The sequence below is a fragment of the Lysinibacillus boronitolerans JCM 21713 = 10a = NBRC 103108 genome, assembly GCF_000772935.1.
GTDB lineage: Bacteria > Bacillota > Bacilli > Bacillales_A > Planococcaceae > Lysinibacillus > Lysinibacillus boronitolerans.
On the sequence record NZ_JPVR01000072.1, the window covers coordinates 1 to 21,038 of the forward strand.

At 38.9% G+C, this 21,038-nt stretch carries 19 protein-coding genes and 1 riboswitch; of the genes, 5 read left to right on the top strand and 14 right to left on the bottom strand.

The features are described 5' to 3' along the window. Positions 1–81 precede the first annotated feature (81 nt). Positions 82–1,341 (bottom strand): Y-family DNA polymerase, encoded by a 1,260-nt coding sequence (locus CD31_RS09725; RefSeq protein ID WP_036077214.1) that lies wholly within the window; start codon positions 1,339–1,341, stop codon positions 82–84. Continuing rightward, a complete protein-coding gene (locus CD31_RS09730; protein WP_036077216.1) occupies positions 1,338–1,559 on the bottom strand; it encodes a transcriptional regulator in 222 nt (73 codons plus the stop codon). Before CD31_RS09730 ends, CD31_RS09725 begins: the two co-directional genes overlap by 4 nt. A gap of 237 nt (positions 1,560–1,796) precedes the next feature. Between CD31_RS09730 and CD31_RS09735 the strand changes: the two genes are divergently transcribed. Then, positions 1,797–2,453 carry a cupin domain-containing protein gene (locus tag CD31_RS09735; RefSeq protein WP_088364078.1) on the top strand — a complete coding sequence of 219 codons (657 nt, stop codon included), beginning with the start codon at positions 1,797–1,799 and terminating at the stop codon, positions 2,451–2,453. A gap of 97 nt (positions 2,454–2,550) precedes the next feature. After that, the gene (locus tag CD31_RS09740) at positions 2,551–3,033 is read left to right on the top strand and encodes a DUF3231 family protein (protein ID WP_036077220.1); all 483 of its coding nucleotides are present in this window, start codon (positions 2,551–2,553) and stop codon (positions 3,031–3,033) included. 46 nt (positions 3,034–3,079) lie between these two features. Here the strand turns inward: CD31_RS09740 and CD31_RS09745 are convergent, their stop codons facing one another. From CD31_RS09745 to CD31_RS09765, 5 genes are all read right to left on the bottom strand, one after another. Beyond that, a complete protein-coding gene (locus CD31_RS09745) occupies positions 3,080–5,686 on the bottom strand; it encodes a cation-translocating P-type ATPase (RefSeq protein ID WP_036077223.1) in 2,607 nt (868 codons plus the stop codon). Positions 5,687–5,938: 252 nt separating this feature from the next. Then, positions 5,939–7,129 carry an MFS transporter gene (locus CD31_RS09750; RefSeq protein WP_036077226.1) on the bottom strand — a complete coding sequence of 397 codons (1,191 nt, stop codon included), beginning with the start codon at positions 7,127–7,129 and terminating at the stop codon, positions 5,939–5,941. A gap of 73 nt (positions 7,130–7,202) precedes the next feature. Beyond that, positions 7,203–7,302: riboswitch (purine riboswitch) on the bottom strand. A 400-nt stretch (positions 7,303–7,702) separates the two neighbouring features. Next, entirely contained in the window at positions 7,703–8,263 is a 561-nt protein-coding gene (lepB, locus tag CD31_RS09755) for a signal peptidase I (protein WP_016995536.1), read from the bottom strand. Between the two features lie 149 nt (positions 8,264–8,412). After that, entirely contained in the window at positions 8,413–8,523 is a 111-nt protein-coding gene (locus tag CD31_RS09760) for a hypothetical protein (RefSeq protein ID WP_016995537.1), read from the bottom strand. Between the two features lie 351 nt (positions 8,524–8,874). Continuing rightward, positions 8,875–9,810, bottom strand: coding sequence for an LCP family glycopolymer transferase (locus tag CD31_RS09765; protein WP_036077229.1), 936 nt, complete (start codon positions 9,808–9,810; stop codon positions 8,875–8,877). 292 nt (positions 9,811–10,102) lie between these two features. On the opposite strand from CD31_RS09765, the gene CD31_RS09770 reads away from it, so the two are divergent. Both CD31_RS09770 and CD31_RS09775 read left to right on the top strand, forming a co-directional pair. Then, positions 10,103–11,191, top strand: a complete 1,089-nt coding sequence (locus tag CD31_RS09770; protein WP_036077231.1) for a M24 family metallopeptidase — start codon at positions 10,103–10,105, stop codon at positions 11,189–11,191. A gap of 14 nt (positions 11,192–11,205) precedes the next feature. Further along, complete coding sequence (locus tag CD31_RS09775) at positions 11,206–12,408, top strand: aminotransferase class V-fold PLP-dependent enzyme (RefSeq protein WP_036077233.1); 1,203 nt, start codon at positions 11,206–11,208, stop codon at positions 12,406–12,408. 24 nt (positions 12,409–12,432) lie between these two features. Here CD31_RS09775 and CD31_RS09780 read toward each other — a convergent pair whose 3' ends face one another. The 5 genes from CD31_RS09780 to CD31_RS09800 form a co-directional block, all read right to left on the bottom strand. Then, entirely contained in the window at positions 12,433–13,206 is a 774-nt protein-coding gene (locus CD31_RS09780; RefSeq protein WP_036077236.1) for an IclR family transcriptional regulator, read from the bottom strand. An 806-nt stretch (positions 13,207–14,012) separates the two neighbouring features. Further along, positions 14,013–14,441: a MarR family winged helix-turn-helix transcriptional regulator gene (locus CD31_RS09785; protein WP_036077238.1), complete on the bottom strand. Its 429-nt coding sequence runs from the start codon at positions 14,439–14,441 to the stop codon at positions 14,013–14,015. A gap of 25 nt (positions 14,442–14,466) precedes the next feature. Then, positions 14,467–15,222, bottom strand: coding sequence for an SDR family NAD(P)-dependent oxidoreductase (locus tag CD31_RS09790; RefSeq protein WP_036077242.1), 756 nt, complete (start codon positions 15,220–15,222; stop codon positions 14,467–14,469). Between the two features lie 175 nt (positions 15,223–15,397). Then, on the bottom strand, positions 15,398–16,402 hold the full coding sequence (locus CD31_RS09795) for an anti sigma factor C-terminal domain-containing protein (protein WP_244905051.1): 1,005 nt from the start codon (positions 16,400–16,402) through the stop codon (positions 15,398–15,400). After that, complete coding sequence (locus CD31_RS09800; protein ID WP_016994584.1) at positions 16,392–16,895, bottom strand: RNA polymerase sigma factor; 504 nt, start codon at positions 16,893–16,895, stop codon at positions 16,392–16,394. The genes CD31_RS09795 and CD31_RS09800 overlap by 11 nt, the downstream gene beginning before the upstream one ends. 195 nt (positions 16,896–17,090) lie before the next feature. On the opposite strand from CD31_RS09800, the gene CD31_RS09805 reads away from it, so the two are divergent. Beyond that, positions 17,091–17,459, top strand: coding sequence for a hypothetical protein (locus CD31_RS09805; RefSeq protein WP_016994585.1), 369 nt, complete (start codon positions 17,091–17,093; stop codon positions 17,457–17,459). 46 nt (positions 17,460–17,505) lie between these two features. Here CD31_RS09805 and CD31_RS09810 read toward each other — a convergent pair whose 3' ends face one another. Both CD31_RS09810 and CD31_RS09815 read right to left on the bottom strand, forming a co-directional pair. Then, complete coding sequence (locus tag CD31_RS09810; RefSeq protein WP_036077243.1) at positions 17,506–19,242, bottom strand: ABC transporter ATP-binding protein; 1,737 nt, start codon at positions 19,240–19,242, stop codon at positions 17,506–17,508. Next, positions 19,239–20,981, bottom strand: a complete 1,743-nt coding sequence (locus tag CD31_RS09815) for an ABC transporter ATP-binding protein (protein WP_036077244.1) — start codon at positions 20,979–20,981, stop codon at positions 19,239–19,241. Before CD31_RS09815 ends, CD31_RS09810 begins: the two co-directional genes overlap by 4 nt. Positions 20,982–21,038: the final 57 nt, after the last annotated feature.

The following is a 21,038-nucleotide window of genomic DNA, read 5'->3' on the forward strand; positions in this document are numbered from 1 at the left end:
TATCATTAAATACTATACATCCTACCTATAATTATACTATTGATTACATCGTTCCTCTATCTCTTATCATTTTTCCACTCCTTATGCTAAATGCCCGCCCACTAAGCGATTCCTTGAAATAGCGGTACCAGCGTTGGTATAGGAGGCTGCACGTAATAAGGCCACCACTCCATATTTTCTACGAATCGCATCCATGACATGACCAATGACCTGTCGCTGGTCCTTACGCTCATCAAATAAATCAAGCTGAATGCTACGCTCTGGCTCTAAGTTTGTCAGTCTAACAGATAATTGACGCGCTGGCTCACCCGCAAAATGCTCATCTAGTAAGGCCAGACAAGTCTGATACATAACAAGGGTCTCATTGGTTGGACTTTCGATGGTTCTTGAGCGATGGAACCCCTTCGTCATCGCATTGCGACTGTAAGAGAGCCCCAAGCTAACAGTCCGCCCGACATAGCCTGCTTCTCGTGTACGTCGCATCACATCCTCACACATTTCTAGGAGTACAACCGCAATATCCTTTCGTGTGTGATAATCCTTCATGAGCATTTGGCCCTTCCCAAAGCTTAACGCCGCATTGTTCACTAATGGCTCACCTAATGTGGAGAGATCAATGCCCCATGCATGGTAATAGTATTGATTACCCATAATACCAAAGCGCTTTTCTAATTCGGCTAAATCGGCATGGGCTAATCCACCGACTGTTTGAATGCCCATCGCATTTAAATTGGCTGCCATCTGTTTCCCAATCCCCCACATATCAGACAACGGACGTACTGGCCAAAGCTTTGTTGGCACATCGGCATAGGTCCATTTGGCAAAGCCTGTTTTTTTTGCCTCTAAATCTAATGCTAATTTAGCCATCAGCATGTTTGGTCCCATGCCAATAGCGGACGGAATGCGGAACTTTTCATAGATGTCTTCCTGAATCAATTTGGCTACCTGCTCAGGTGAACCCCAAAGTTGCTCTGTGCCTGTTAGATCTACAAAGCTTTCATCCACACTATAAACATGGATCGCCTCTGGAGGGACATATTGTGCAATCAGACGCGTAATGGCCATGGACATCTCTAGAAAAAAGGACATTTTTGGTTCAAACAACTTAATGTCTGGATGTTTGGGAATTTCATAGCGCCGATTCCCTGTTTTAATGTTAAATTTTTCTTTCATCACTGGTGATGCAGCCAGTACAATACTGCCAGGTTGTTCAAAATTACCGATGACGGCAATTGGATCTGTCAGCACATCTAGCCCTTCTAGCATGGCAATACAGCTTGCATAAAAGCACTTCATATCAATACAAAAAATATCTTTCTGTGGGAAGTCGTTGTAATTCATATCACCTCAGACTCCCGTTGGAGAATGGGCAGAAGTGCTAGAACATTGTTAATACGAAACGTACGCTTCGCTAGCCTTGTAAAGCAAAAGGCGGTAAAGGAATCACCTTTAATATGGATGATTTTCACGCGCCTTTTCGTAATGGCACCTGATTTCGCTATATACATCATGTGAACGATTTGGTGACGATGCATGGCTTTTATCAACTGTTCTTTCATGTTGAATGCTCCTTTACTGACTCTGTTTGCGTTCATGTTGAACAGAGTTTTTAATAACCAAGAACAAACGTTTGTGTTTTTATTATACGCACGTATGTTCTGAAATAGAAGTGGTAATTTTAGCTAATTTTCATCCTGACAGAGCTAGCTGTAGCTAGGCATTTGTGTAAGTCTAGGAGCACCTAAAACATAATCTATGATGATGAATAGCTCAATTACATGAGAAAGGATGTAAGTATCAGCTCAAATATCGATTATAGCTCCCCTTCTGCAGCGTTCACTTTTGATGTCAATAAAAGTACGCTTTTTAAAAAAGACTCCCGAAATTACATTAATATTCTCGGTGTGGAACAATTAAATACATTAGAAAATACATCTTTGCTTGATATTTTTTTAAGTAAGGACAATGTCATCGAGCCACATTACCATCAAAATGCAGCAGAGCTTGTCTATTGTATTGCAGGAGCAGCAACGGTTTCTCTATTGAATCCCTTTACCAAGAAAATTCAAAACTATCCTATCAAGCCTGGGCAGGTTGCCAATGTACCACAGGGCTGGTGGCATTATGAAGAAGCCACAGAAGATGACACGCATCTCCTTGCTATTTTTGATGCGCCAACGCCAGAGGTCATTTTAGGCTCGGATATCTTAAAATTCACACCAGCCAATATTATGGCCCATACGTATTGTTTAGATGAAGAACAATGGAAGAAAACGATTGCACCGATTGTTCCTACGACTTATATCGGACCAGCAAAAGGCTGCAATCGTGTCAAATCAGCAACCGATCAAGCCCCTTATAAACCAACCATGCCACAGCAATATATGAAACCATGTCCATACCCTTCCCCATACCGTTACCCTTCTATGTATCCTTATGGCACCTACTATTAGCGACCTCTTATACATTTTTTATTGTAAAAGATGAATAGAATGTCATTTACTGCTCCATCCTAATCTTAAATCAACCTAAGAGTTAGGAAGTGTCAGGATGACAATGATAAATGAAAATCTAGCATCACTACGATTTAAGGAGATTTTTAAGCTTTGGTCACAGCTTGGGATCAATCAAGGCTATATTGCTTCAAGTCATGCTTTTTTTAAGCATACACGTGATAAAAACTTAAAAATCCTTACATTGGAATTTATTCAATGTTTAAAAGAGGAAAATAAACAGCTAACACTGCTATTAAAGGAAAATGGTGTGTTAGCACCAACAGCATCGATAGAATACGGTAAAATGAAAATAACAGATATTCGCGGAAAATCTTTCATTAATGATGGCGAAATTAGTGCTATTTTATCGATGAATATTGCCTCCTCTTTAATTGCCGTAAGCCAAGCTTTAGAACTGGCAGTAAAGAAAACACATCTAACCAAATATGGTGAACTCCATATGCGTTATGCGCTACTTGGAGCGAAATTGATTGACCTAAGTAAGAGTAAAGGCTGGTTATTAGCCTCTACACACTAAAAAGAAGCCTCCGTTTTATAACTAACGGAAGCTTCTTTTTTTATCTTTATCGATTTCTCACGAACAATAGCTTATACCATTGATTGACTAGGAATGGTAACACCGATAGGCTATAAATAAAGCCTAGCTGTGCTAGTGTTAATGGAGCCACCTCAAAGACCGTTGTAAGCATCGGCATAAACAAAACAATGTGTAAACTTAGCACACCAATGATAAAGGCGAACCATGTATATTTATTCGAAAATACACCAATCGCAAAGATGGATTGTTTGGAGCGAGAATTAAAGCCATGCACTAATCTTGACAAGCATAGTGTTGTAAAGGCCATCGTGCTTGCTGTTAGCGTATCACCTGTCGATAAACCGATTTGAAACGCAATAATGGTGGAAATGGCGATTAATATCCCTTCAAGCACAACTTGTGTTGTAAAGGCTTTATTTAATAAAGGGGTATGAATGTTTCTAGGCTTGTCCTTCATTGTTTTCTTATTATTTGGCTCTAAACCGATGGCAATAGCAGGCAGACTATCTGTTAATAAGTTGATGAATAGTAGATGGACAGGTGCGAAAGGAACAGGTAAGCCCAGAACCGTTGCATATAACACGACAAAAATAGCGCCTGCATTTCCAGATAATAAGAACAGAATAGCATTTTTAATATTTGTATAGATGCTACGACCATTGGCAATTGCCTTGACAATCGTTGAAAAATTATCATCCGTTAAAATCATGGATGAGGCATCTTTTGCAACCTCTGTGCCTGTCACGCCCATAGCCACCCCAATATCTGCTTGCTTCAAAGCAGGTCCATCATTGACACCATCTCCTGTCATGGCCACAACATGTCCTTTATCCTGCCATGCTTTAACAATTCGAATTTTTTGGGCTGGTGTAACACGGGCATACACAGAATAATCCTGTACTTTCTCTTGCAGCTCTTGATCAGTTAAGCCTTCGAGCGCATGTCCCTCTATAGCTTCAGCTGGATTTTTCAAAATACCAATTTGTTCGGCGATCGCGGTTGCTGTAATTTTATGGTCACCTGTAATCATGACGGGCTTAATGCCTGCCTTTATGCAGCTTTCCACAGCCTCTTTCGACTCTTTTCTTGGCGGGTCCATCATCGCCACTAAGCCGACAAAGATTAAATCTCGTTCCGCTCGTGGATCGACTTTTTGTAGAGGCAATACCTCCTTATAAGCAATGGCTAACACCCTTAAGCCATTCATAGAAAAATCACGGTTCACCGCCTCGATTTTCTGGCGATGCTGCGGGGTTATCTCAAAAATACCTGTTGATGTTTTGATTCGCGTTACTTTTGGCAAGAGTACATCCAGAGCCCCTTTGGTAATCATGATGGATTGCTTGTCCATCTGATTGACAGTGCTCATGAGCTTCCTCGCCGAATCAAATGGAATTTCAGCCAGTCTTGGATATTGCTCACGTATATTCAATTCATCTAAACCATATTGTTTCCCCAATTTCACAAGCGCAATTTCTGTAGGATCACCAATTTCTTTCTGCTCGCGCTCGACAGCATCACTACATAAAAGCGCTTTTACCATTAACTCTTTTTCCACTGGGTTCGTTGGATTAAGCCAATCATGGGGAATCTTCTTCTGATCTACAAAAACTTCCTGTACCACCATTTTATTTTCTGTTAAAGTACCTGTTTTATCAGAGCAAATGACCGATACACTCCCCAAGCTTTCCACAGCATAAAGCTTGCGAATAATTGCATTTTCCTTCGCCATCTTTTGGGTGCCAAAAGCTAATACGATTGTCACGATGGAACTCAAAGCCTCGGGGATAGCCGCAACGGCAAGAGATACGGCAAACATAAAGGACTCTACTAAGGCTCGTCCTCGGATAAGGTCAATCGTAAAGATTGCTAAACAAATCAGCGTAATCCCTAAGGCTAACTTTTCACCGAATTGATCGAGACTAATTTGTAATGGTGTTTTCTTTTCCTTGGCTGTATCGAGTAAATTCGCAATTTTTCCGATTTCCGTCTGCATCCCAATTGCCGTAACCATCACGATGCCACGTCCATTGGTCACAAAGCTTCCTGAATACACCATATTTTTTTTATCCGCAATGGTGATATTGTTTTTTCGAATAGGGTCTGTGCTTTTTGCCACAGCTATCGATTCACCTGTAAGAGAGCTTTCGTTGATGTGTAAATTATGGCTTTCTAGTAGTCTTCCATCCGCATTAATATAATCTCCCGCCTCCAACATCAGAAGATCCCCTACCACAATTTCTTCAGAAGGAATTTCTACTAGTCGATTATTGCGCATGACCTTGGCAATGGGAGAGGTCAATGCTTTCAGATTATCTAATGATTGCTCTGCCTTGACATGCTGCACTGTACCTAAAATGGCATTTAAAATAACCACAATCATGATTACAATGGTGCTTTCTACTTCTCCTAGTAGAAAGGAAACGAAGGCAGCAACAAGTAAAATGATGACCAATAAATCTTTGAATTGGCCCATAAAAACAGCCAACGTACTTGTTTTTTTCCCTTCCTCTAATACATTACAGCCATAGACCTGTTGCCTCTTTTGGACGTCATCATCAGTCAAACCTTGCGTGGTGACGTTCAATATCTTCATGACTTCAGCAGATGATTGTTGATGATATTCAGTCATTGGATTCTCCTTCCATTTACAAGATTTGAAAGTCTCCTACTATTCTTAAAAAATAATATTCGCTCTTAAAATCTCAAACTACTCAAATCTGTAAATTCATTAACTACAACAATCTATTCCATAGAGAATTAGAGTATGCTAAGAAACCATAGAGAAATTAATTTTGGAAAGTGTACGAAAATAGATTCATGCAAACCAATTTAAAAAGGTATTGGGACGGCTTTCCCAATACCTTTCATGGCGATTGTTCGATTATGAATGATGGTGTGCTGATTGATAATCTACGTGCTGCTCCTGTCTAAGAGGTGCTCTTTTAATAGAAAAGATCGCGCAGCCTAAGGCACACAGAACTAGAATCGTACCGAAGCTAGCGAGGTGCATTACAGACCCTGTCCATGCAAACATTGCGCCACCAACTGCTGATCCGATAGAAATACCAATTTGTAGAGCAGCTGTATTTAGGCTTTGCTGAATATCCGATGATTGAGGATCCGCCTGTATTAAGTAATTTTGTAATGGCGGTGTCAGTGCCCAGCTCAATGCACCCCATAAAACCGTAAACACTAAAAACAGTGGAAGGGCAATAATTGTATAAGGAATACTGAATAAGACAATGGCAAAGGCTGAGACAATTAAAATAATGGCTTTACTTGTACCAATTTTATCACTCACCCAGCCACCTACAGCATTCCCACTAACAGAGGCAATACCAAAGATTAAGTAACAAATACTAACCCATGAAGCACTCATATCAAATGCCTCTACTAAAAATGGTGTTAAATAGGCGTACAGCATGTAATGACCAGCTAGCATAAACAGGGTAGTTAACTGTGCTGTCAGGATTTTCAAATTCGCCAGGGATTTGATTTGCGCCTTGAGTGGCACTACTTCTCCAATTGGCATTTTTTCAAGTAATAGGGCAATTAATATCATGGAAATCGTTGACAGTACACTAATACCTAAAAATACAGCCCGCCAGCCAAACGCTTCTGTAATAAAAATACCCATTGGCACACCGATCACAAGTGCAGAACTTACGCCCATAAAAACAAGCCCTAATGCTTTAGCACGATGGCGAGGCTCTACAATTTTAGTTGTAATCGTTAATGATAAAACAATTACTAACGCTGTACTCATAGCTGTGAAAATACGCGCAATTAGCACAATGATGAACGTTGTACTAAAGAAGGTCATTAGATTCCCTAACGTGAAAATAAATAAAGAAATAAGGAATAAGCGCTTCCGCTCCACCTTGGCTGTCAAGGAAAGTAGAACAGGCGCAGAAATCGCATAAACAAGTGCAAAAATAGTAATTAATTGTCCCGCTGTCGCTAAAGATACATTTAAATCCTCTGCAATATTAGGCAGTATTCCGCCAACAATTAATTCAACTAACCCTACTGCAAAGGTAGTCACAGCAAGAATATAAACTCTCCAATTCATCGTAATCTCCCCTTCGTTACACGCTCATTTTTGTAGGAGATTGTTTTAAAACAAAATAAAAAATCCTAACTACAAAAATGAAGCAAAGTTTTGTAGTCAGGATTTTATGGTTCCTGGTAGAGACCCTCAATCCATATTATTGAGGTTATACAGATCAAATATTTACTCTAGCTATAGTAGCACATCAAAATTTCATTGACAATAGCTTTTTTTCATAGAATTCATTGCATCTAAAAATCTTTTTGGCAAGAGAAAATTTCGATTTTCTGCTTATATTTCGACGAATTTGACCATATATATAAACATACAATAACTATTTTACGAGGTGATTGTTTGCGTATAGTAGGATTTGTCTGCTATTTTTTAATACTATTTTATGGCGTAGAATTAGTAGAAGAAGCGTTCACAAATGAAGAACCAGCAATGCAATCTCCCATGAAAAGTAAGTCATCGCCCATCAAGGAAACCGTTGAAAATTCAAGGATTTGTGTCTATTATCCCACTTATAAAAGCTGTACCGATTTACCCCAACATTAAAAAAGAGGCTACTCAATAGAGTGACCTCTTTTTTCATCATTTTGAGCCAATATGAAAATGACTAAATGGATATAGGATTAATTTTGATTCACCAAACACTGCATCCTCTGAAATTAAACCATAATGGCGACTGTCACTACTTTTTAGGCGATTGTCACCAAGCACAAAATACATGCCCTCTGGCACTTCTTTTTCATTCACTAATTGCTCCAATGTAAAGTTTTCCGTAATGCGCAATTGATTAGGATCATCCGTTTGACGGTTCACATAATCTTCTTTGTATGCTTTGCCATTGACGTACAATACATCGTCTTTCATTTCCACTTTATCCCCTGGAAGACCAATGACACGTTTAATATATAGCTCATCTTCGACAGGTGATTGGAAAACAATTTGATCGAAACGCTCGATTTTACTTGTTTTGCTTACAATAATAATATCCTTATCGTGATAAGTCGGATACATGGATGCTCCCTGCACTTTAATCGGCGCAAATAAAAATTGCTTACAGCCAAAAACAACAACAGCTGTAATGACAATAATTTTGATGTAGGATAATATTTCTTTTTTTAGATTGGATGTTTTTTCCGCTTGCATGCTCATTCCCCGATACTGTTTTTTTAATAGTATAACATTTTCTCACTATTATTGACGAATGAATCACACAAATTGTTTCCTATTCATAGAAAAATAGACAAGGCTACAAAGTAACATTGTCTAGAAATTGATATTTTGCTGTTTCATCGTTATGAATGGTTAGTTTGTGTAGCAGAGTGATGCTGCTCGTTTAATAAATCTACTGCTAATACGATACCCACTGGTAATGCAAATGCTAATAAAATTGTGCCTATAATCATCACAATCACTCCTTTAACCATTTCTAATGTCAGTATACACTTAATTTTCTGATATTTCAAGAAATATCGAAAAAAGATGAATAACAGCAAAAAAATCATTCAACTAGGCATGCACCCTACCTGAATGATTTTTTATCCCTTACATAAATAATTTTAAACATAATACTTGTAGGCCTCTAATTGCTGATTGGACTGGATTTTTTCGCACTTTACGTTTAGGTACATAGCTTTGCATGCAATGATTCAGCGCTGTATACCTCAGCACCTGGGTCCTCCCATTCATTCATCTCCCTCCCCTCGTGGCCAAAAAGTTAACAACTAATATGCGACATTTGTAAGCAACTTGCTTACTTACTTTTTTAAATGGTTTTGTAAATCTGTTTGTATTTTTTGAAGCTCTGCCTCATTCGGAATATAGTACCAAATGCGGTTAATCCTTTCACCTTCGCCCTCTTCAAACGATAACTGCTCAATATCCTTATCCATTTTTTTATAAATACCTTGTAGCTGAATAAGGTCCTTCACTGAAAAATTCATGCGAACATTGTCGCCTAGTACATTCAACATATCGGTTGCTTTTAATAATGTTGATGGTGTGGAGGCTTTTTTCATCACCGCTTCAATGATTTGACGTTGTCGAATTTGGCGTCCAAAATCACCTCGAGGATCTTCATAACGAATACGAGAAAAAATAAGGGCCTCATTACCATCTAATGTGATTTCTCCCTTTGGATAATGGTAGTCGTCAAAGGTTAAATCCATATCATTATCGATTGTTACGCCACCCAGCGTATCAATAATTTGTAAAAAGCCCTCCATATTAATAAACACATAATAATCAATGGGTATATTTAAAAAATTTTCGACCGTATCCACAGCCATCGGGACGCCTCCAAAGGCATAGGCATGATTAATCTTATCTACTGTATCATGTCCAACGATTTCTGTTCGAGTATCACGGGGTATACTAAGCATTTTCATCGTCTGCTTTTCAGGATTCACAGTGATCACAATCATGGTATCGGAACGACCACTATCATCTTTTCGTTCATCGACCCCAAGCATTAGAACCGAAAAAGGGTCTTTTTTAATCACTGTTTTTTCTTCTGGTTGTGCTGCATCTGTTGTTTGAATAAGTGGTGTATTTATTTTATTCATAGTTTTTTGGATGGTAAAGTAGGCAGTACCTATAAAAATCAAAAAAATTGCTAATAGGCTACCAACAATCCACAGCCATAATTTTTTCTTGCTCTTTTTCTCTTTTGAGCGTTTCATGTTTTTTTCCATACATAAGTCCTTTCTTGCTTAACAATTTTGCCCCTCTTTTTGACGTATTAAGTTGGAAAAAAGTTTATCTAGTCTACTTATATGCATAATGAACGAAAAAAAGACGTACACTAGTATTTACTAAATTTACAACATACTATTCCCTCATTTGTCAATTATCTTCCTTTTACATTCATTTCCCTCTATCAAAATGATGCTATCTTAATTTATTGAAAATTCATTATTGTTGATATATACTATTTTTCAGATACAACGTCTCTATAATAGAAACGTTTTTAGGAGGAATCACTCAATGTTTCAAAAAAGAAGAGAACAGCTTGTTTCCCGTATGCAGCAACAGTCAATTGATGTAGCAGTACTAGTGCCAGGGTCAAACATGTATTATTTTACAGGTCTCCAGTTAAAGCAAAGTGAACGCCTAACAGTAGCCGCTATTACTGCTCATCATCAATTATACTTTCTCGTTCCACAAGTAGAATTAACAAAAATAGACGTAAGTTATGGTGGGACAATCTTATCCTATTCGGATGAGGAAGGACCGTCACAGGCCATCCAGCAACTAAAAAAAGAACTAGCAACAGCGCAGACACTTGGCGTTGAGTTTGACACCATGCGCGTGAAGGAACAGAAAGCTATCGAAAGCCTTACATATGACACTTTATGTGATATCGGTGAAACCATTCGTGATATACGTATGGAAAAAGATGAACACGAAATAGCCCTCATGCGTCAGGCTGTACAGATTGTCGAAGAAAGTCTTGCAGCCACATTACCGATTATTCAAGCGGGTATTTCAGAAATGGAAGTCGCAGCCCAATTAGAATATGAAATGAGACGACGTGGATCAGAGGGAACACCTTTTGGAACCATTGTTGCTTCTGGTTATCGAGGTGCACTTCCTCATGGTAGAGCGAGCACAAAGAAAATAGAGACAGGTGAATTAATCGTCATAGATTTTGGCGCGATTTATAAGGGGTATGTGGCGGATATGACTAGAACGGTTGCTTTAGGAGAAGTTTCACCAACGCTCAAAACAATTTATAGCGTTGTGAAGCAAGCAAATGAAACAGCCATAGCAGCCATAAAACCGGGCATGACAGCTCATGCCATTGATGATCTAGCAAGAGGCATTATTCGCGATGCTGGCTATGGCGATTATTTCACACACCGACTTGGCCACGGCATTGGTTTAAGCGCACATGAAGAGCCTTATATGATGCAGCGGAATCAACTAGTGTTAAAACCAGGCATGGCCTTTACCGTGGAGCCAGGTATCTATGTGCAGGATGTTGGTGGTGTTCGTATCGAGGATAATTTAATTGTTACAGAAGATGGTTACGAAAATTTAATGACCTATTCCAAAGAATTAATCATTTTATAAGGTTGGTGTGTACAATGATCGATATGAGGAAAATACAACAGGATATGCCGCTACTTGAACACTATATTTATCTAAACACAGCTGCTGCATCTGCCATGCCACAGCCAGTCGTGGATGCAATGACTAGCTATCTCCAAAAACAAGCAAGTATTGGTCCCTACCTGCCCTCTTTTCGTCAAGAAACGTATGCGCAAGTAGAGCGTATTCGAGAAAAAGCCGCATTGTTCATCGGCGCAATAAAAGAGGAAATTGCCTTTATGCCAAACGGTTCAGTGGCGATTAATTATGTCGCTGGAGGCTTGCAATGGAAACAGGGGGATGAGATTATAGTGCTCGACACAGAAATGTTGAGTAACTATGTGCCTTGGCTTGCCCTCCAGCAGCAAGGGGTTCAGCTGAAAGTGTTAAAAACCAATGATGAATATATGGTAGATTTATATGCACTTGAGCAACTCATCACACCACAAACAAAATTGATTGCCTTTGCCCATATGTCCAATGCTGCTGGGGCACTCCAGCCTGCCAAAGAAATATGTCAGCTAGCCCAGCAACACAATGTACTAACATTGATGAATGCCAATCAAACACTTGGTTTAACACCGATGAATGTTGCCGAGCTTGGCTGTGACTTTCTAGTTGCATGTGGACGAAAATGGCTACGCGGTCCTGAAGGATCAGGTATTTTATATGTACGAGAAGCACTCATTCCAACATTGACGCCTATTATGATTGGCTGGGGCAGCACCCAGTGGGATTATCAGAACAATGCCTATTCATTTTTAGAAACAGCTAAACGTTTTGAGCCAGGTTGTCCGATCATTCCAAGTATTTTCGGATTAGGGGCAGCTATTGATTATGCGAACAATATTGGTATCCACCACATATATGATCGTGTAAAGCAGCTAACAAACTATTTAATTGAACAGCTTGCCACCATTCCAGGCATTGTCTTATATGGTCCTCAAAATAGTGCTCATCGATTATCGATTACGCCGTTTAACATTGAAGGGCTGTCACCAGATGAGCTAACCAATGCTTTAGCAGACCAAGGGGTCATCATTGAAGCTGGCACATTTATGGCGAATACCATTATGGAACGCAATCAGATTACTAAAATGGCACGTTTTTCACCACACTATTTTAATACGTTTGAAGAAATCGACACAGCTGTATCCATCATGAGAGAAATCCAAGCAAAGGCTCAAGATAGACATTAACTATCTTGAGCCTCTTTTTCATGCTTATTCATGATATAATTTAAAGCTGTATTGATCGAAATACCGTTGAATATTCATCGCTCCATATTGAAGAACATTCACCATATCAGGTAACTTCTCCTCTGTTGGCTTACGATAAATAGGACCAGCAATTGTTAAAGAGGCAATGACTTCTTTTTTACTGTTAAAAAGAGGTACACCGAGCCCAAATACGGAATGAGAGTACTCTCCCGTCGAAAAGCACCAGCCTTGCTGTTGTATTTTTTCTAAATCGGCTAACATTTCATCAGGGTCAGTAATGGTTTCAGGCGTTAACCTTTTCATCCCATGCTCCATGATTTCTTTTTTTCTCTCTTCAGGTAGATAAGCCATGATGACTTTACAAGATGCCCCGATATGTAGTGGTGTCCGCGTGCCAATCGACACCGAAAACTTAATGGTTTGAGAGCTCTCAGCTATTTCTACTGTGACACCATCTGTTCCATCCAGCCATGTTAAAAATACGGATTCTTTGATGGTATCTGCAAGGTTGATCATAATTGGTAAAACAAAGTCAGAAAGATTTAATTTATCTTTAACCATCTGACCATATTCTAAAAAGCGAAGCCCTAATTCATATTTTTTTGTCTCAGGATTTTGAATAAGAAAGCCTTGTTTTTCGAAGGTTGCTAAAATCCGATAAATAATGGAGTGACTAATATCCATCTCTTTCGCTAGCTCACGAACACCCCATGTAGGATTTTCTTTATTAAAATATTTCAGTACCTCCAATGAGTTATCTAATGTTTTTAATGTCATTTCACACCTCAAATGTCTCTATAATAGAACCGTATTTTGATTATAAAATGAACACGGACAATTTTCAATAAATTCAACTATTTTACAATTAGATTTTAAATAAACTATTTAATTCAAGCAGTTCATATGAACATTCGGATTGTGCTGAGCATGGCTATCAAGCAAAAAAAGAAGGCTATCCGCTAGATTCCTCTTTCTATCCGTCACATTTTGAGTTTTATCCACCAGTTTGGACATTCTATCCAATATGAGCCATTCTATCACGCAAAAAAGGAAGGCTATCCGCTAGAGTCCTCTTTCTATCCGTCACATTTTGAGTTGTATCCACCAGTTTGGACATTCTATCCATTTAGAGCCATTCTATCACGCAAAAAAAGAAGGCTATCCGCTAGATTCCTCTTTCTATCCGTCACATTTTGAGTTTTATCCACCAGTTTGGACATTCTATCCACTTAGAGCCATTCTATCACGCAAAAAAAGAAGGCTATCCGCTAGAGTCCTCATTCTATCGGTCACATTTTGAGTTTTATCCACTAGTTTGGACATTCTATCCATTTAAAGCCATTCTATCACGCAAAAAAGGAAGGCTATCCGTCAGAATCCTCTTTCTATCCGTGACATTTTGAGTTTTATCCACCGGTTTGGACATTCTATCCACTATGAGCCATTCTATCATGCAAAAAAAGAAGGCTATCCGCTAGATTCCTCTTTCTATCCGTCACATTTTGAGTTTTATCCACCAGTTATCCGCCTAAACAATGAAAAATCAACCCACCTCTTAAAAGGTAGGTTGATTTTTTACATGGCTATTTCTGCTGGATACCCTGTACTAATTTTTCTTGAATCCGCAAGTATTGGGCAATTTCCTCATCATCTAATACTTCAAAAAGCTGTACAAAGACCTCTTTCCCGATAGATTGAGCCTTTGCTAAAGCACTTTGACCCTCATCTGTAATTTGTAAGCGAATGGTGCGACGGTCGGATGGATCATATAGTCTTTCTGCTAATCCAAGCTTGACCAGCTTTTCAGCAATGCTCGTCATCGCACCTTTTGTATAGCCGATTGTTTCAGCTAATTCTGCCTGTTTTTGAGGGCCTTTGACATGTAGCTCATTTAAAACTAAAATTGGTGAAATTCCTAAAGGATATGGGAACGCTTTTGTAAAAAGTATAATATTCGCATTGTTCACCTGTTCAATCATATGAATCAGTTTAAAAATATTTGTCTGTTTCAAAAAAATCCTCCTCAAACGCTGAGAATTAATGAAGCATTAGTGAGCCTCCATCCACCATAATCGTTTGACCCGTAATGTATTGAGAATCGTCAGAAGCTAAGAAAACAGCTACTCGACCGATATCTTGCTCAATATCACCAAAACGACCTAACGGAATTTTACTTCTCACCGCTTCATAATACTCTGGCTGTGCTTTTGCCCATGCTTGTACACCTGGTGAATCAGCAAGCGGACTAATGATATTGACATTAATACCAAAACGTCCCCATTCATTTGCGGCCACACGAGAAATACCACGAATGGCTTCCTTGGCAGCGGCATAAGCAGCCTGTGTTTCATGACCTTGAATGCCTGCTCCAGATGCAAAGTTAATAATATTACCCTTAGTTTCTTTTAAATGCGGTAGTGCTGCTTGCATTAAATAGAAGGTTGGATAAAAACCTGTCCCAAATGACAAGTCAAGATCTGCTTGTGTAGTTTCTTCTATTGTAACTTGTTTAGCAGCATGAGCGTTATTAACTAGCACATCTAGTTTACCGTATTTTTCTACGACTGTATCAATAATTTTTGGTAATTGGTCGCGTTCCATTAGATTAGCCTGTAAAAACATAGATTTTGGCGACATTTCTTGTAATTCTTTTGCCATTGCCTCGCCTGCTTCTGCATTTAAGTCAACAATTGTAACAATCGCCCCTTCCTTTACCATAGCTTTTGCCATTCCACTACCAATACCACCTGCACCGCCAGTAATGATGACCACTTTGTTTTGTAGTTTACCCACTGCAACAACATCTCCTTCTTGTTTCTCTGTTAATAGTTTAACATTAAACTATTTAATTTTAAACTAAATTGCTTCAGATAAAAAAGCCTATTCTGGAGAAGGGTTCATCCAAAATAAGCTTTTTCTAAAATTGATCTTTCCTACATGATTGTGCCGATTACTCTTTTCCAGCGCTCTATTTCTGATTTGATATTACACCAAATATAGACCCTTTAATGTAGGTTTGTCCTTGCAATGACTGCAATTGCTCTGGAGTACCAGTTACTACAGCCCCAGTTATTTTCACATCGCTTTTCTCCAAGTTTCCATTTTCCCCTACTAAAGCTTGATAAACCTGGTTTGTTTCCCACTCAAAATTCTTGCTTTTACGAAGAAGCTCTATGTTTCGAATAAAGGTCTCAACCTCGTCGTTTAAAGAGCGTCGGGGTTTTGGTTTGGATGACTCTGATTGGAAGCCGTAAATGTAAGGACCATTGGCTGCAATCGTACTCTGTCCTCGCTTAAAAAAATCTAGTGTATCATCTGTATAGGCACCCACCCACCACCAAACTACTTGTACTTCAGAAGGTAGCTTGCTTTTAATTTCATCCAAACTATAAGCATCATCAAAGGAAATAGCTATTTCTACTAAAGTATTTTTCTCCAATTGGCGCAGTTCACTAATCTTATCTTGATAATGGTCGTAGGAAATCTTTGGATGATAAAAAAACATTTCTCGGTCACCTGTGTAGTCATTAAACCGTTCGAATTGATATGTTTCTGCCAGTGATTCTGAACCTTCTATTTGAATGGGGCTAGAAATGGCAGTACGTGTAAGGGTTCCAAATAAATTATAATCGCTTTTGATAGGCTTCCAAATATAGGGCCGATGCTGCTCTCCAAGCACCTTATAGGTTGTTGTTGTTATTTTCCCTCCCAGCAAATGATCGTCATAAACCTGATTACTAATTTGGACATTGGGCCCACTTATTTCGTTAAACAAATGAATATCATCCATTACTTTTTGCGCACTATTTAACGATAAAGTTCTCAACCCATACCATAATGCTATTAGCACAATGGGGGTAACGATTAATGTAATCCCAATCATTTTGACTGTTGACCAAAACCTGGCCTTTCTCATTATTTTTTTCGTCTGTCTATCATCAAATACAAATTCATTTTCTTCTTTATTCATCATGAATATCCTCCTTAAATCGTTCAGTAAATTCTTCCCTAGCACGTCTGACATGCGTTTTGAGTGTGTTTTCATTCTTATTCATCAAGGCTGAAATTTCCTTATACGATAATCCCAGCTCATATTTCAGGATTAATAATTCCTGATGTAAAATGGATAGCGTTTCGAGCGTGTTTTGTATGTCCTTTAATTTTTCTTTTTTTAGCATTTGGATCTCAGGAATGTGAATCAATGAAGTCAATTGAACTTCCTCTAATTCTGTTGTTGGATGACGTTTTTCTTGTCTCTTGAGATCATAAAATTGATTGGTTGCTACACGATATAACCAGCTCATTACTTTATCTGAATGAATTCCATTTTTATGTAATAAAAATTTATAACATGTATCTTGGACGATATCTTCTGCATCCTCATGGGCTAATCCACGTTTTCTCAAATAACGATATAGCAGCGTTCCTGCTTGCTGTAGAAACGCATTCATTGATTGTTGTACCATGTCTACCTCCCTTCTGCCTATACAACGCAGAACTCCATGAAAAGTTTACATATTACTAAAATTCACCATTAAATTTTTTAGTTTAGTGAAAACCAACTACATTTATTTTCAAATACATACAAGCATCTTTTTAATTTGACAAGAATATACTGTAGCAGCTAGCTAAAATCACTTTCAAGAAAGGAGTTGTGGATAATGGGTGCTAAATGGATAAAGGTTTCAGTCTTTTATTTATTGATTGTTTTTGCTTTTGGCCTGTTTATGCATTATACGGTTCAACTTCAATGGAAAGCGACACATGCTCATATTGGTGTGGTAGGTTGGCTGACTACTGGATTCATTGGTTTAATTTATTCGATTTATAAAAATGCTGCGGAGACAGGTCTCGCTAAAGCACAATTCTGGCTTTACAATCTTGGTTTACCCTTCCTTTTTGTTGGCATGATGATGGTGTATTGGGATGTACCACGCTGGTTATTTGAGCTTTTCGTGTCCGGTGGTGGTATTGCTGTAGCGCTGTCTGTTCTGTTATTCTTTGTCAATGTCTTCAAATATGTAAGATAAATAGAAAAGCCCCGCTTCAGTTGAAGTGGGGCTTTTCTAGCTATTACTATTGTTGTAAGGAGTTCGCCTGCATTTGATACATCTTGTCATAAATTCCGCCAAGCGCTAACAGTTCATCATGCGTGCCGTTTTCTACAATTTTTCCTCGATCAAGCACAAGGATACGATCTGCATTTTTAATCGTTGAAAGTCGATGGGCAATAATAAACGTTGTCCGTCCTTTTTTCAGGACATCCATCGCATGCTGAATAATTTCTTCCGTTTCCGTATCAATATTCGATGTCGCTTCATCCAATATTAAAATGGCTGGATCAAACGCCAGGGCACGTGCAAACGAAATCAACTGACGTTGTCCTGAAGATAAGGTACTGCCCTTCTCAATAACTGGCTCCTCATAGCCATTTGGTAAATTAGCTAAAACACGTTCTCCCCCGACAGCATTTAAGGAAGCTTCTATTTTCTCGTGAGAGATGCGCGGGTTGTTTAAGCTAACATTGGATGCAATCGTACCTGTAAATAAGTAAGGGTCCTGTAGCACAATACCCATATGTTCACGCATCGTTTGACGTGGAACAGAGGTAATATCAATGCCATCAATGGTAATTTTGCCTTTTGACGGGTCGTAGAAGCGGAACAGCAAGTTCATAATGGAACTTTTCCCTGAACCTGTATGACCAACTAAGGCAATTGTTTCACCTTGATGTGCTTCAAATGACAGGTTTTTCAGCACATATTCATTATCTTTATAGGCAAAGGACACATCTTCGAAAACCACATTTCCTTTATATCGTGGGATGCTCTTTTCAGAAACAGGCTCACCTTTCGTATCTAGCACCTCGAAGACACGCTTACCTGCAATGAGTGAACGCTCAAGCTGTGAAAATTGATTTACAATATTCGTAATCGGATTAAATAGCTTTGTTAAGTAATCAACAAATGCATACAATGTCCCTGCTGTAATCACTTCAGTTGCTGTAAAGGAGCGTGTACCAAAGTAGAAAATAAAGACCGTAAACATGATAAGTCTTAGCGTATTCACAAGGTTAAAGGATGTAGCTGAATCAAGCACCAGCAGCTTACGCTCATACGCATAATGCTCATTATTCATGTCATCAAATTCCTTCGTCATTTGCTGCTCACGACGGAACGCCTGAATAATTGTCATGCCCTGAATGGATTCATTAATCATGGCATTAATATCTGCAATTTTTGTACGAATGACATCGTTGTATTTAGAGGCAAATTTTCGATATAAAATCATCCATACATAAACAATTGGAATCATTGTTAAAGCAAGCATTGCCATTTTCCAATTTAAAATAAAGAGCGCTATATACACCCCAAAAATAGAAATGAAGCTCGTCACAAAATTGGATAGAACCTGTACATATAAATTCCGAACTGCCTCTGTATCGTTTGTTACACGCGCAACAATTTTACCCGCTGGTAAATTGTCGAAGTATTGGATCGGTAAAGTTTGAATATGTTCAAAGACATCTTTACGTAATTTTTGGATGACACGGTTTGCCCCAATTTGCAAATAAATATACATAAAATATCGTAATATGGCTGTGGCAATGGCTAAAAGTAAATACACAATGAGCAACCATGTAATCGGTTTGATTTCTATATGACCGATTGTCATGTAATTATCAATAATATGTTTCGCAATAAACGGTCCAACAAGCTCCGTGAATACGGCAATTGTTAGGAAGAATAAGCCTAATAGTATCGGCTTTTTAAAATACATCGCATAGCGTGTTAAACGTTGACTCGTACTCATGAGGCACCTCCTTCTAGCTGCTGACGGTCAAATTGCTCTTTATACCATCCTTGTTGCGCAAGAAGTTCCTCATGTGTTCCCTGCTCTACAATTTGCCCATCATCCAGTACGATGATGACATCGGCATGCTGAATACCAGACAAGCGATGTGTCGTAATAATCGTCGTTTTACCTTGACGTTCACGCTGAATATTTTCAATAATTCTTGCCTCTGTCTTCGCGTCGACAGCGGAAAGCGAATCATCCAGCATTAAAATTTCAGGATCTTTAATTAAAGCACGAGCAATAGACACACGTTGTTTTTGACCGCCTGAAAGAGAGACACCCTTTTCTCCAACAAGTGTTTCAAGACCCATTGGTAGATTGTCTAAATCCTTTTCAAAATACGCGGCACGTATCGCCTGCTGCAACTCTGCTTGTGTTGCATCTTCTTTCCCAAATAATATATTTTCACGAATAGTGCGTGAGAATAGCACATGATCTTGTGGTACATAACCAATCCAGTCGAGGATCTGCTCCTTCGTTTGAGCCGTAATATCGATACCGTCAATGGAAAGCTGTCCCTGTCCGATTGGGTATTCTCGCAATAATTGGCGTAGGAAGGTTGTTTTACCTGCCCCCGTTTTACCAACAATGCCAAGGGTTTGACCTTTTTTCAAGGAAAGTGAAATCTGCTGTAGGTTTTTCACCTGACTCATCGGATATTGGAATGTTAAGGCATCAAAGCCAATCGCATTTGGTGTCGCAATCATTTGTGGATTCGGAATATTTCGAACATCCGCCTCGTAGTTCAAGGTTTCCTGCACACGATCTAGTGAGGCATTCCCCTGCTGCATAACATTGATGAGCTCACCAATCGCAAATATTGGCCAAACAGCCAAACCTAAATAAACATTAAACGTGACCAGTTGCCCAACCGTCATCGTCTCTGTTGCCACTAAATGAGCCCCGTAACCAAGTGCTACAACATAGCTAATGCCTGTTCCAACTTTTGTAATTGGGCCAAATAAAGCATTGATTTTTGCTGTATGAATATTTTTTGCATACACGACTTCACTCATCTCTGCAAAATTAGCCTCATCCTTTTTTTCCTGCACATAGGCACGCACCACTCGCACTCCTGCTACAGATTCCAGCACACTATCGTTTAGCTCCCCAAAAGCATCTTGTGCCTTCATATATCGCTCATGAACAATTTTTCCTAAATATTGAATGAGGATCGCCATAATAGGGACCGGTAACATAGCGAAAAATGTGAGCTTCCACGAAATCATATAGCCCATCGCAAAAATGATAAAGCCCATATAAATCGTTGAATCAATCAACGTCATAATACCAAAACCAGCTGTCATGGATACGGCATTTAAGTCATTTGTTGCACGTGCCATCAGGTCACCGGTACGGTTTTTCTCATAAAATGTTGGGGTCATGCGTAAAAAATGCTGCATTAAATTACGACGTAAAATTTTCTCAAGGTTGATAGCTCCTTCAAATAGTCGGAATTGCCACACAAAATTTAATAAATAGCCCCCAATAATAATTCCAATAAAAATCAAGACATACTTTGTTAAAATAGCTGGTGTCATTTCTCCTGCAGTCAATAGATCTATAATAGAACCGAGTAAATAGGGAGGGACAACCTCTAATCCACTGGCAATCATTAGTAAAACAATGGCCACCGTATATTGCTTCCAGTATTTTTTAAAGAACCAGCCTAATTTACTTAACACATCAAACATACATCATAACCTTCTTTCCTCCGTGCTGTTGTGGATAACTACCCACTTTCTAGAAAT

Excerpts from the sequence above, each read along its gene's own strand:
- CD31_RS09780 (WP_036077236.1), bottom strand. The coding sequence starts at position 13,206 with ATGACATTAAAAACATTAGATAACTCATTGGAGGTACTGAAATATTTT.
- CD31_RS09765 (WP_036077229.1), bottom strand. The coding sequence starts at position 9,810 with ATGGAAAAAAACATGAAACGCTCAAAAGAGAAAAAGAGCAAGAAAAAA.
- CD31_RS09810 (WP_036077243.1), bottom strand. The coding sequence starts at position 19,242 with ATGAGTACGAGTCAACGTTTAACACGCTATGCGATGTATTTTAAAAAG.
- CD31_RS09725 (WP_036077214.1), bottom strand. The coding sequence starts at position 1,341 with ATGAATTACAACGACTTCCCACAGAAAGATATTTTTTGTATTGATATG.
- CD31_RS09775 (WP_036077233.1), top strand. The coding sequence starts at position 11,206 with ATGATCGATATGAGGAAAATACAACAGGATATGCCGCTACTTGAACAC.
- lepB (WP_016995536.1), bottom strand. The coding sequence starts at position 8,263 with ATGCAAGCGGAAAAAACATCCAATCTAAAAAAAGAAATATTATCCTAC.
- CD31_RS09730 (WP_036077216.1), bottom strand. The coding sequence starts at position 1,559 with ATGAAAGAACAGTTGATAAAAGCCATGCATCGTCACCAAATCGTTCAC.
- CD31_RS09745 (WP_036077223.1), bottom strand. The coding sequence starts at position 5,686 with ATGACTGAATATCATCAACAATCATCTGCTGAAGTCATGAAGATATTG.
- CD31_RS09740 (WP_036077220.1), top strand. The coding sequence starts at position 2,551 with ATGACAATGATAAATGAAAATCTAGCATCACTACGATTTAAGGAGATT.
- CD31_RS09750 (WP_036077226.1), bottom strand. The coding sequence starts at position 7,129 with ATGAATTGGAGAGTTTATATTCTTGCTGTGACTACCTTTGCAGTAGGG.
- CD31_RS09805 (WP_016994585.1), top strand. The coding sequence starts at position 17,091 with ATGGGTGCTAAATGGATAAAGGTTTCAGTCTTTTATTTATTGATTGTT.
- CD31_RS09770 (WP_036077231.1), top strand. The coding sequence starts at position 10,103 with ATGTTTCAAAAAAGAAGAGAACAGCTTGTTTCCCGTATGCAGCAACAG.
- CD31_RS09760 (WP_016995537.1), bottom strand. The coding sequence starts at position 8,523 with ATGATTATAGGCACAATTTTATTAGCATTTGCATTACCAGTGGGTATC.
- CD31_RS09815 (WP_036077244.1), bottom strand. The coding sequence starts at position 20,981 with ATGTTTGATGTGTTAAGTAAATTAGGCTGGTTCTTTAAAAAATACTGG.
- CD31_RS09800 (WP_016994584.1), bottom strand. The coding sequence starts at position 16,895 with ATGGTACAACAATCAATGAATGCGTTTCTACAGCAAGCAGGAACGCTG.
- CD31_RS09795 (WP_244905051.1), bottom strand. The coding sequence starts at position 16,402 with ATGATGAATAAAGAAGAAAATGAATTTGTATTTGATGATAGACAGACG.